This is a genomic window from Corallococcus sp. AB049A (assembly GCF_003668885.1).
GTDB classification, from domain to species: domain Bacteria; phylum Myxococcota; class Myxococcia; order Myxococcales; family Myxococcaceae; genus Corallococcus; species Corallococcus interemptor.
Map to the genome: position 1 here is coordinate 1 of NZ_RAWL01000285.1, position 11,308 is coordinate 11,308.

An 11,308-nucleotide genomic window follows, 5' to 3' on the forward strand; every position below is an offset into this window, starting at 1 on the left:
GCTTCACGCCAACCGCCCGATTCTTGACCCCCCCGGAGGCGATTGATACGACCGTCGACCAGTCTCCCTCCGCTCTGTCGACCGAGGCCCCAGTGATGACGAAGCAGTCGCTCCTGTTGGCGTTCGCGGGCGTGCTGACCGCATGTGGCCCCGTGAAGTCCACGTCCAACATCCTCGACGCAGAAGTGCAGATCCAGGCCGCGCGCACCGCCGGGGCGGAGAAGGAAGCCCCCTACGAGTGGACGGCCGCCAACCTCTACCTGCAGAAGGCGCGGGAGGAGGTCGGCTATTCGGACTACCAGGCCGGCGTGGACTTCGCGGTGAAGGCCTCTCGCTTCGCCAACGAGGCGCGTGAGAAGGCCATGTCCGCGGCCAACAGCGGCGAACCCCAGGGCCGCCCCCAGAACCCGTGACGCCCGAGCGCACTCCGATGAAGCGTCTGACCCAGTCCGCGCTTTTCACCCTGCTCCTCACCTCCATCGCCTGCGTCAGCGGCAACAAGATCCGCGCTGACACGGAGGTGCTCACCGCCGACGTGGAGCGCGCCCGCCGGGGAGGCGCCCTGCGCTGCGCCCCCGCGGAGCTGGCCGCCGCGGAGGCCAACCTCGACTTCGCCCGGGGCGAGCTCAGCCAGGGCAACAGCTCGCGCGCCAACCAGCACGTGCGCGACGCCGACGCCGCGGTGAAGCGCGCCCTGGAGCTGTCCAAGAACTGCGGCCCGCGCCAGGTGCTGGTGCGCGACCGTCCGGAGGCGCCGCAGCAGGCGGAGCAGCCCCAGCAGCCCACCCAGCCCCAGCAGCAGGTGGTGGTGAGCATCGAGGAGACGGACAACGACGGCGACGGCGTCCTGGACAAGGACGACCCCTGCCCCGAGCAGGCCGAGGACGTGGACGGCTTCCAGGACCAGGACGGCTGCCCGGACCCGGACAACGACGGCGACGGCGTGCTGGACGCGCAGGACAAGTGCCCGCTCATCCCCGGCGTGGCGGAGAACAACGGCTGCCCGCCAGAGGCCCCCAAGGACCGCGACGGCGACGGCGTGCTGGACAACGTGGACCGCTGCCCGGACCAGCCCGAGGACAAGGACGGCTTCCAGGACGACGACGGCTGCCCGGACCTGGACAACGACCTGGACGGCATCGTGGACGGCACGGACAAGTGCCCCAACGAGCCCGGCCCGCTTCAGAACCTGGGCTGCCCCATCGTGGACAAGGACGGCGACGGCCTCAACGACGACAAGGACAAGTGCCCGGACGAGCCGGAGGACAAGGACGGCTTCCAGGACGACGACGGCTGCCCGGACCTGGACAACGACAGCGACGGCGTGCCGGACGCGCAGGACAAGTGCCCGAACGAGACCGGCCCGCAGGAGAACGGCGGCTGCCCGGATCCGGACCGCGACGGCGACGGCATCGTGGACCGCCTGGACGCGTGCCCTGACGACCCGGGCGTGAAGGAGGAGCGCGGGTGCGCCAAGCAGTACAAGATGGTCATCGTCAAGAAGGACCGCATTGAGATCAAGAAGCAGATCCTCTTCGGCACCGGCTCGGCGAAGATCATCGGCAAGCAGAGCACCACCATCCTGGACGAGGTGGCGCAGGCGCTGAAGGACGCGCCGTGGATCCGCAAGATGCGCATCGAGGGCCACACCGACTCCATGGGCAACGACACGGCGAACCTGAAGCTGTCCCAGAAGCGCGCGGACGCGGTGATGGCGCAGTTGCTCAAGCGCGGCATCGACCCGGGCCGCATGGAGGCCGTGGGCTTCGGAGAGACGAAGCCCGTGGCGCCCAACAACACGAAGGCGGGCCGCGCGCTCAACCGCCGCACGGAGTTCAACGTCATCCGGCAGTGATGACGTGACCCGGCGGTTTCCCCACGCGCCTCCCCGGGCCTCAAGGCCTTGGGAGGCGCGGTCGTTTCCGGGGGCTGCTCAGCCGTCCTTGAGCAGCTCGTGCAGCACTTCGGTGGCGTAGGCGCCGCGCGGCAGCTCGAACGTGAGCAGCGCGTCCTCGCCATCCACCGTGAGCTCCGCCGCGCCCAGCCGCACGCGGTACGGCCGGCGCGTGCCCTCCGTCTCGTCACCGCCGCGCTGGAAGTCGCTGAGCGTGACGCCCGCTTCGGTGAGCAGCCGCGCCTCGAACTCCGCGACCTCGCCCTTGGAGGCGGTCATCTTGGGGCCGAACATGGGCCCCGCCGGGCTCACCTCGAACGCGGCGACGCGCGGGTTGTCCACGTCCGGCGCCTCGCACACGAAGAGGCCGCCCGTCTCCTCCTTGCGCAGCACGTCGCCGAACAGCGCCGTGGCGAAGGTGCCCGCGGTGAGCCGCGCGGCCAGCGCCTGGTTGAAGAGGCGCGACTGGAAGGCGGACAGGTACAGCTTGCGCTGGAAGCGGTCCGGCCGCTTCGGCAGCCGCTGTCCCAACAGCAGCATCCGGCCCAGGTCCGCGTTGTCGCCGGCCCGCCCGAAGCGCTGCTCGCCGAAGTAGTTGGGCACGCCCTGCGCGGCCAGCAGGGAGAAGGACTCGCGCGCCGCGCCCGGGTCCTTCACGCCGCGAAGCCGCAGCCGGAAGCGGTTTCCCTTCAGGTGCCCGGTGCGCAGCTTGTTGCCGTGGCGCTTCGCCTCCAGCACACGCACGCCCTCCAGCGCGAACTCCGGCAGGCGCCCTTCCGCGTTCGCGGGCACGGACAGCCACTGCCGCGTCACCGCCTGCCGGTCCTTCATGCCCGCGGAGCCGATGTCGTCCTCGCGCACGCCCAGGGAGGACGCCAGCGCGCGCACCACCTCGCGCGTGTCCCGGCCGCGCTTCTCCACCCAGAGGTACAGGTGCGTGCCCTCGCCGGACGGCAGGTACGCGGGCAGCTCCTCCACCTCGAAGTCGTCAGGGGTGAGCTTGAACGCACCGCCGCACCCGGGCACGCCCGCGGTCAGCCTCGGGAAACCTGTATCCGTCGTCACGGCGCCTCGAGCGTGGCCAGGAGTTCCTTCACCCGGCGGGCCAGGTCCTCGTCCGCGCGCGACTCCAACAGCTCCCCCGCCTGGAAGAGCAGGAAGAACATCACGTCGCTCAGCGCCTGGCGGAACGAGGCCAGGGGCTCGCTGCCCAGGTAGGCGCGGTGCTTGTCGAAGGACTCCATCAGCCGGCCTTCCGGCAGGCTGCCATCCGCCGCGAACGCCAGCCCCTCCAGCACCGGCGACGACGACAGCGCCTGGTTGGCCAGCGCCGCGTTGGCCGCCGCGATGAACTCGCGGTCCATGCCGGAGCGGGCCACCTCGTCGCGGATCTCCCGGAAGATGAAGTTGAAGACGCGCGCCACCGGACGCGCATCCACCGGAGGCGCCTGGCGCACCGGCGGACGCACGCGCGGCGCGGCCGTCTTCTCCGGCGCCACGGCCGAGGCGGGAGCCCCCACCGGCTTGTCCGTCAGCCCCGCGAAGCCCCCCTCCAGCAGCCGGAAGACGACCTTGGTGATGTCGAACTCGGACAGCCGCGCCGCGTGCCCCAGCTCCAGCACCGTGCGCCGCCCGTCCAGCATCGCCAGCACGCGGTCCTCGTCCTCCTCCAGCTTGCCGTCGGACGGACGCTTGCGCGCCACGTACATGCGGCCGTGGGGGATGCGCTTGCGGAAGTGCGCCAGCTCGTCGATCTTCCGGATGCTGTCCATCAGCAGGCTCTGCGTGGACAGCTGGAGCGAGTGGCCCGTCTTCTCGTCCAGCGGCTGGTCGATGAGGAAGAACGTCCCCTCGCGCGCCAGCACGATGGCGTGGAAGATTTCGCTCACCTGGTGGGTGACGCACTTGAAGAGGTCGTGCGCCTGGAGCACGCCCTTCTCCACCAGCGCCCGGCCCAGCTTGGACGGCGACTGCTCGCGCAGCACCGCCTCCACCTGCGCGCGGTCCGCGTAGCCCAGCCGCACCAGGATTTCGCCCAGCCGGTCCGCGGGCTCCTCGGAGGTGGCGCCGCGCACCTCGCCCTCGCGCAGCGTGAGCGACCGCTCGCCGCCCGGCGTGTGCACGCGGATGACGCCGCTCCAGCGCGACTGGCTGAGGAACGCGATGAGGTCCGACAGCGGGAAGCCGCCCGCGTCACCGGCCAGCACCACGCGCGGCGTGGGGATGGAGCCCCCTTCCGGCGGCGTGCGGGAGAACACCAGCAGGTCGGGCGCGGTGGGCATCAGCGCGTACTGCCCCGAGCGTCCCGCGAGCGCGGGGATGCCGGTCCGGTCCACGGGGACCAGTTGCGCGGCGCCATCGATGCGGAAGCGTTGGCTCATCGAAGGGTCAGTCGGCGGCCCACGCGTTGTTGTTCGCGCGCCACTCCACCTCGTCCTCCATGCTGTGCTCCAGCTGGGCTTCCTGGAAGCCCAGCTCGTAGGCACGTCCATTGAAGAACACGGACGGGGTGCTGTTGATGGCCGCCATGCGCCCCTGCGCCTGGAAGCCTTCAATCTCGTCCTTGTACTGCTCCGTCTTCAACACCGCGGCCAGCTTGTCCCCGTCCAGCCCCACCGACTTCGCCAGCGCGGGCAGCGCCTCCGGCTTGAGGTTGTTCTGCTGGCCGAAGAGCGCGTCGTGCATCTGCCAGAACTTGCCCTGGTCGCGCGCCCACAGCACCGCCTGCGCGGCGGGGATGGCGTTGGCGTGCATGGAGAGCGGGAACGGCAGGTAGCAGAAGCGCACCTCGCTGGGGTGCTTCCTGGCGAAGCCCTCCAGGATGGGGCGGGCCTTGCCGCAGAAGGGGCACTCGAAGTCGGAGAACTCCGCCACCGTCACGGGCGCGTTCGCGTCGCCCTGGCACATGCGCGGATCCACCTTGAGCTGCACGCGCGGCTCGCGGAAGGACGCGTAGTACTTCGACAGCGTGACGATGACCTCGCTCGCGGGCCCGCCCTCCGCCACCATGCGCGCGGACAGCCTGGCCATCCGCTTCGCGTGCTTGCAGGGCGTGTGCTGCTTGAGGCACGCGCCCAGCGAGTGGGGGCAGCCGCAGTAGCAGAACTCGTCGGTGAACACCGTGGCCAGCTCGCGCTTCGCCGCCGGGGGCAGCGCGGAGAAGTCCATGCCGGGGATGCCCGTCAGCACCTGGGCCGGATCCGCGGACGGAGCTTCGGCCGGGGGCGCCACCGGCGCGGCGGAAGGGGCCGGAGCGGCCTTCGGCGGCGCCTTGGCCGTGGCGGGAACTTCCGCGCTCTTGGTGCAGCCGGCGCCCATCAGGGCCGCCGCGGCCAGCACGGGAGCAATACGCTTCCATCGAGGGAGGAACACGGCTCCGGGGTTTAGCCACGCGCGCCGGGCTTGTAAAGCAAGGCGGCCTTTGGCAGACGGCCCTTCGCCCATGCCCAGAGTCCTGATGTTGCACACGGGAGGCACGCTCGGAATGGCCGGTGGCCGGCCCTCCGCCCTGCGTCCCGCGGCCTTCTTCCAGACGCTCCGCAAGCGCGCCCCGGAGCTGTTCCAGCTGGCCGACATCGAACTGGAGCTGTTCTCCAACCTGGACAGCTCCGAGATGCAGCCGGAGCTCTGGAGCCGGATGGCCGCCCACCTCCACCGTCGGCTGCCGGACTTCGACGGGGCGGTGGTGACCCACGGAACGGACACGCTCGCCTTCACGGCCAGTGCGCTGTCGTTCATGCTGCGAAACCCGCCCTGCCCCGTGGTGCTGACGGGCTCGCAGCGGCCCCTGGGGGAGATCCGCTCGGACGCGCGGCTCAACCTCATTGACGCGGTGCTCTCCGCGCTCCAGGGCCCGCGCGAAGTGACCATCTGCTTCGACTCGCACCTGTACCGGGGCAACCGCACGCGCAAGGTGAAGGTGGCCGAGTACGACGCGTTCGAGAGCCCCAACTTCCCGGTGCTGGGCACGCTGGGCGTGGACGCCACGTTCGAGAAGGGCCTGGCGTCCCGGGGCCCCTTCCGCCTCCATGAGAAGCTGGATCCGCGCGTCTTCCTCCTGAAGGTGTACCCGGGGCTGGACCCCGCCCTGCCGCTGCAGCTGCTGCCGCACGTGAAGGGGCTGGTGGTGGAGGCGTACGGGGCGGGCAACGTGCCCATCGCGCCGGAGCTGGGCCGCTCGCTCCTGCCGCTCTTCGTCCAGGCGCGGGAGCGGGGCGTGCCGGTGCTGGTGGTGAGCCAGGCGTACCGCAACGGGGTGGACCTCACGCTCTATGAGTCCGGGGCGAAGGCACTGGCGGAAGGGGCGGTGGGCGGCGCGGACATGACCCCCTCCGCGGCGCTGGTGAAGCTGATGCAGGGGCTGGCGGAGCATCCCCGGGGGGGCGAGGCCCTCTCCCGCTTCCTCCGGACGCCCGTGGCCGGCGAGCTGTCCGTCGGGCGGCCGACAGTTCCTCCACCGGAGAAGAAGAGGCGGCGGCCGGCGCGGGTGGGGAGGGTCGCCTGACACCGGGTGCGTGAAAGGAGCGTGGGTGTGCTTGCCGCCGTGAAAAGGCGGCCCGTAAGATGGGAGGCGCGATGTCCGAGGAGAAAACTTCCGTCCATTCCATTTCGGACCTGCTGGGCAGCGCCCAGCAGCAGAGCGCGTATCTGATCGTCATCAGCGCCAAGTCCGCCGCCGGCATCGGGCGGATGTTCAAGCTGGACCGCTCGGAGGTGGTGCTGGGCCGCAGCTCGGAGGCCCAGTTCCAGGTGGAGGACGACGGCATCTCCCGCAAGCACGCGAAGGTGGTCGCCATTGGCGACGGCCGCTTCCAGCTCGTGGACCTGGGCAGCACCAACGGCACGTACCTCAACGGCCTGAAGGTGAGCGCGGCGCCGCTGTACGACGGCGACAAGATTCAAATCGGCTCCAACACGGTGCTGAAGTTCAGCATCCAGGACGCGCTGGAGGAGCAGTACCAGCGCAGCATCTACGAGTCCGCCACGCGCGACGGCCTCACCCGCGTCTACAACAAGAAGTACTTCATGGAGACGGTGCGCAAGGAGTTCGCGTACTGCCTGCGCCACCGCGTGCCGCTGTCGCTGGTGCTCTTCGACGTGGACCACTTCAAGCGCATCAACGACGTGTACGGCCACCCGGCCGGAGACTTCGTGCTGACGCGCATCGCGCAGCGGGTGGCGGACACGGTGCGCACCGAGGACCTGCTCGCGCGCTACGGCGGCGAGGAGTTCGCGCTGATGCTGCGCGAGTCCGCGGAGGACGCGGCCCTGGCGTGCGCGGAGCGCTGCCGCGTGGCGGTGGACCGCGCGGACTTCATCTTCAGCGGCACGCCCATCAAGGTGACCATCAGCCTGGGCGTGGCGACGCTGCTGGACTCGGACTTCTCCCAGCCGGAGGACCTCATCTCCGCCGCGGACAAGTACCTGTACCGGGCCAAGCACGCGGGCCGGAACCGCGTGGACGCCAAGGCCATCAGCGGCCCGTGAGCCCCGGCTTCAGCGCCCGAAGCCCAGCCGCCGCAGTCCCTCTTGCGACACATGTTTGACGTGCGTGTCCGCGTCGCGTGACGCGGCCTCGCTGAGCGCCGCCACGGCCTGCGGTCCGCCCAGCGTGCTCAGCGTCCGCGCCGCCGCGACGCGCACGTCCGCCACCGGGTCTCCGCGCAGCCGCTCCGCCAGGACGCGCACGTGCGCGGCGCGGCCCACGAACTCCAGCGCCCGCGCCGCCGCCGCGCGAACCACCGGGTGCTCCGACGCCAGCAGCCCCGCCGCCTCGTCTCCCCGCGACGGCTGACGGTAGGCGGACAGCACGTCCAGCGCGGCCACCACCACCTCCGGCGAGCCGTCGTCCAGCGCCCGCGCCGCCAGCGCCATCGCGTCACCGTTGCGGGGCAGCGCCCCCAGCGCCCGCACCGCGCCCGCACGCACCGGCACCACGTTCGATGAGAAGAAGGGCGCCAGCCGCTTCGCGGGAGGCGGGCCCTCCGAGCAGTCCCCCAGGAACGCCACCGCCTCTCCCTGGACCTCCGGCGTCCGGGCGTGGCGGCCCTCCGCGACGTCGCGCAGGAAGGCGAAGCAGCCCTTCTCGTGGGCCATCGCGCCCAGCCACGGACGGGCGGCCTCCGGGGACTCCGCGTCCTTCACCCCCTGGAGCGCCACGTCGCGCAGGGGCTTGCCAGCGGACTCCGCCAGGCCGCGCGCCGCCAGCTCGCGAACCCGCCCGTCGTCGTCCCCCAGCGCCCCTTCCAGCTCCCGCTTCGCCAGCGGGCCATACCGGCGCAGGGTGGCCACCGCCGTGCGCCTGCGCTGCGCGTCTCCAGACGCAAGCTCCGGCCGCAGCGAGTCCAGCTCGCGCGAGTACACGGCGAAGAGCCGGTTGATGACCGCCTCGTCCGGCGGCTTCGCCTCGGTGAGCAGCAGCCGGCCCACGGACGCACGCTGCCGCTCGGCCACTGCGAACAGGAGCTCCGCCATCACCGCGTCGCCCGCGACGGGGCGCGACGCCACCGCGTCCAAGACCACGCGCGTCGCGGAGCGCCCCAGGAAGGTGGCCAGGTGCAGCAGCGCCGGCAGCCGCACGGACGGCTCCTGCGAGTACATCTCCAGCGACAGCGACTGCCGCACGGCGTCCCGCTTCGCCCACACCCGCGAGGCGGCCGAAGGGCCCCGGGCCCCCGCCTCCCGCAGGAAGTCCGCCGTGGAGCTGCCGGAATCCGCGGCGGCCCGGACGGCGGTGAGACAGGCCCCCAGGTCCGCGTCCTCCGGGGACTCAAGGAAGGGTCCGCGACGTGGCGGCGGCAGGAGGCCCAGCACTCGGAAGCGACCGTGCCGGCCCGGGAGGGGCTGGCCGCCAGCAGGAGGACCAGGAAGAGGAGGCGGAACACGCACCCGGGATTCTAGCGCACAACGGCCCCATCCTTTCCGTGCGGGTCTCCTTGCCTTTTCCGGCCCGCTGCGCCATACCCCCCGACCCTTTGAAGATTTCCAGACTGCATCCAGCTAGGCGGAAGGAGGTGACTGCATGCCCGGTATTCGAGTGAAGGAAGGTGAGTCCATCGAAAGCGCCCTCAAGCGCTTCAAGAAGGCCACCGAGAAGGCCGGAATCCTCTCCGAGATCCGCAAGCGCGAGCACTACGAGAAGCCTTCCGTGAAGCGGAAGAAGAAGGCCCTCGCCGCCAAGAAGCGCGCTGTGAAGAAGGCCCGCAAGTCGTACTAAGCAGGGTCTCGCAGTGAGGAGCCGGGGCTCCGTCAGGTGCCCTGGCTCCCGCCGTCCCATCCGCTGGCGCGGCGACCCTTTTCCCCGCCCGTGAGGAACCCCGACATGACCACCCTGAAAGAGCGCCTGACCGCGGACCTGAAGGACGCGATGAAGGCCAAGGACGAGCTGACCCTGAGCGTGGTGCGCATGCTCAAGAGCGCCGTGAAGTACAAGGAGGTCGAGCCGGGCGCGAGCGAGCTGGATGACGCGGGTATCCAGCAGGTCATCGCCACCCTCATCAAGCAGCGCCGCGACTCCGTCGAGCAGTTCAAGTCCGGCGGCCGTCCGGAGCTGGCGGAGAAGGAAGAGCAGGAGATCTCCGTCCTGCAGCGCTACCTGCCCAAGCAGCTCACCCCGGAAGAGCTCACCGCCGCCGTCCAGGCCTCCATCGCCGAGGTCGGCGCCAAGGGCCCCAAGGACATGGGCGCGGTCATGAAGAACGTGAACCCCAAGGTCCAGGGCAAGGCCGAGGGCAAGGCCATCTCCGAGGAAGTGAAGGCCCAGCTGGCCAAGCTGTCCTGAAGTCCCCGCCGTAACCAGGGGAAGGGGCGCCGGGAAACGTCTCCCAGGTGCCCTCCCCGACCCGGGCTTGAGCGGATTTTTTGATCCCTCGCCCTCCGCCCATTAAGCGCTGATCCTTCGAGGGCTCCTTTCCGCCCGTCCCCCACCCTGGGAGGCGAGCGGGCAGCCTGGAGGAGTGCGCGCCGTGTCCCAGCTTCCGTCCGTTTCCGCGCCCCGTCCGCGTCCGGCTGCCCTACCCGCCTGGGAGGACGGCCCGGGGGGATGCCGCCCAGGGTGCGTCAGACGGGGCTGTCAGGGTGAAGGGCGGCAGGCCGCGCTCATGCGGGTGGATGGAGGAGGGGCGTCGTGATTCCGGAGCACAAGATCCAAGAGGTCCTCGACCGAGTGGACATCGTGTCGCTGGTGTCCCGCCACGTGGAGCTGAAGAAGGCGGGCCGTGAGTTCAAGGGCCGCTGCCCCTTCCACCAGGAGAAGACGCCGTCCTTCTACGTGGTGCCGGAGAAGCGCTTCTATTTCTGCCACGGCTGCCGTGCGAGCGGCGACGCGGTGTCCTTCATCCAGCGCTACCTGGGCAAGACGTTCCAGGACGCGGTGCGGGACCTGGCCCAGGAGGCGGGCATCGACCTGGAGGCCGCGCAGGACCCGGGCCTCAAGGAGCGCCAGCAGGTCAAGGAGGCCACGGACTTCGCCGCCGAGCACTTCCGCGGTCTGCTCTGGCACGAGGACGAAGGCCGCGCCGCCCGGGCCTACCTGGCCAGCCGTGGCGTGTCGGAAGAAGTGGCCCAGTCCTTCGGGCTGGGGTGGGCGCCCGCGGAGTGGAGCCTCCTGGCGGACCGCTTCCAGAAGAACGGGATGCTGGAGTGGGGCCTGAAGGCGGGGCTCGTCAGCAAGCGCAACAGCGGGGAGGGCTGCATCGACTTCTTCCGCAGCCGCCTGATGGTGCCCATCCGCGCGCCGGAGGGGCGGCCCATCGCCTTTGGCGGCCGGCTGGTCGCGGCGGAGGACGGGCCCAAGTACCTCAACTCGCGCGAGTCCCGGCTCTACAACAAGAGCGAGACGCTCTTCGGCATGGACCAGGCGCGCGACGCCATCCACAAGCGCAAGACGGCCGTGCTGGTGGAGGGCTACTTCGACTGCATCGGCCTGCACCAGGTGGGCGTGCGTCACGCGGTGGCGCTGTGCTCCACCAACCTCACCGCCGGACACCTCCAGGTGCTCAAGCGCGCGGAGGCCCGCGACCTGGTGCTGCTGTTGGACGGAGACTCCGCGGGCCTGGCCGCCGTGGAGCGTCTGGCCGGTCCCCTGCTCGCCGCGGGCGCCCCTACGCGGGTGGCGCTGCTGCCGCAGGGAGACGACCCGGACGTGTTCGCCCGGCGCGAGGGCACTGACGGCGTGGAGCGGCTGCTCGAAGGCGCCCAGCCCCTCACCTCCTACCTCTTCGCCACCCTGCTCCCCGCGGGCAAGCAGGCGAGCTTCGAGGAGAAGATGGCCGCGCTGGAGCGGCTCAAGCCCGTCACCTCCCAGGTGCCTCCGGGGCTGACGCGCTCGGCGCTCATCAGCGCGCTGGCGGGCCACTTCGGCTGGATGCCGGCGCAGATTGAGTCGTCCATCCAGTACAAGCCGCCCCCCACGCC

The 11,308-nt window shown here is 70.9% G+C and carries 11 protein-coding genes; 7 read left to right on the forward strand and 4 right to left on the reverse strand.

Translation table 11 applies throughout. The features are described 5' to 3' along the window. Nucleotides 1–95: 95 nt before the first annotated feature. Both D7X55_RS26430 and D7X55_RS26435 read left to right on the forward strand, forming a co-directional pair. Nucleotides 96–413, forward strand: a complete 318-nt coding sequence (locus D7X55_RS26430) for a DUF4398 domain-containing protein (RefSeq protein WP_120549095.1) — start codon at nt 96–98, stop codon at nt 411–413. Between the two features lie 17 nt (nt 414–430). Next, nucleotides 431–1,855, forward strand: a complete 1,425-nt coding sequence (locus D7X55_RS26435) for an OmpA family protein (RefSeq protein WP_120549096.1) — start codon at nt 431–433, stop codon at nt 1,853–1,855. Nucleotides 1,856–1,933: 78 nt separating this feature from the next. Here the strand turns inward: D7X55_RS26435 and truD are convergent, their stop codons facing one another. Genes truD through D7X55_RS26450 form a run of 3 tightly spaced genes read right to left on the reverse strand, consistent with a single transcriptional unit; the run spans nt 1,934 to nt 5,233 of the window. Then, entirely contained in the window at nt 1,934–2,959 is a 1,026-nt protein-coding gene (truD, locus tag D7X55_RS26440) for a tRNA pseudouridine(13) synthase TruD (protein WP_120549097.1), read from the reverse strand. Then, complete coding sequence (locus tag D7X55_RS26445) at nt 2,956–4,275, reverse strand: DUF4388 domain-containing protein (RefSeq protein ID WP_199747147.1); 1,320 nt, start codon at nt 4,273–4,275, stop codon at nt 2,956–2,958. The genes truD and D7X55_RS26445 overlap by 4 nt, the downstream gene beginning before the upstream one ends. A gap of 7 nt (nt 4,276–4,282) precedes the next feature. Beyond that, a complete protein-coding gene (locus tag D7X55_RS26450) occupies nt 4,283–5,233 on the reverse strand; it encodes a thioredoxin domain-containing protein (protein WP_233610080.1) in 951 nt (316 codons plus the stop codon). 103 nt (nt 5,234–5,336) lie between these two features. On the opposite strand from D7X55_RS26450, the gene D7X55_RS26455 reads away from it, so the two are divergent. Then, nucleotides 5,337–6,398, forward strand: a complete 1,062-nt coding sequence (locus tag D7X55_RS26455) for an asparaginase (RefSeq protein ID WP_120549100.1) — start codon at nt 5,337–5,339, stop codon at nt 6,396–6,398. Nucleotides 6,399–6,469: 71 nt separating this feature from the next. Continuing rightward, nucleotides 6,470–7,381, forward strand: a complete 912-nt coding sequence (locus tag D7X55_RS26460) for a GGDEF domain-containing protein (protein ID WP_014395138.1) — start codon at nt 6,470–6,472, stop codon at nt 7,379–7,381. A gap of 9 nt (nt 7,382–7,390) precedes the next feature. Here D7X55_RS26460 and D7X55_RS26465 read toward each other — a convergent pair whose 3' ends face one another. Continuing rightward, a complete protein-coding gene (locus tag D7X55_RS26465) occupies nt 7,391–8,707 on the reverse strand; it encodes a HEAT repeat domain-containing protein (RefSeq protein WP_233610081.1) in 1,317 nt (438 codons plus the stop codon). Between the two features lie 208 nt (nt 8,708–8,915). Here D7X55_RS26465 and rpsU point away from each other — a divergent pair, with 208 nt between their 5' ends. The 3 genes from rpsU to dnaG form a co-directional block, all read left to right on the forward strand. After that, nucleotides 8,916–9,110 (forward strand): 30S ribosomal protein S21, encoded by a 195-nt coding sequence (gene rpsU, locus D7X55_RS26470; protein WP_014395136.1) that lies wholly within the window; start codon nt 8,916–8,918, stop codon nt 9,108–9,110. Between the two features lie 105 nt (nt 9,111–9,215). Beyond that, complete coding sequence (locus D7X55_RS26475) at nt 9,216–9,674, forward strand: GatB/YqeY domain-containing protein (RefSeq protein ID WP_120549102.1); 459 nt, start codon at nt 9,216–9,218, stop codon at nt 9,672–9,674. A 345-nt stretch (nt 9,675–10,019) separates the two neighbouring features. Beyond that, the coding region (gene dnaG / locus D7X55_RS26480; protein ID WP_121724517.1) for a DNA primase at nt 10,020–11,308 on the forward strand (1,289 nt) is incomplete at its 3' end.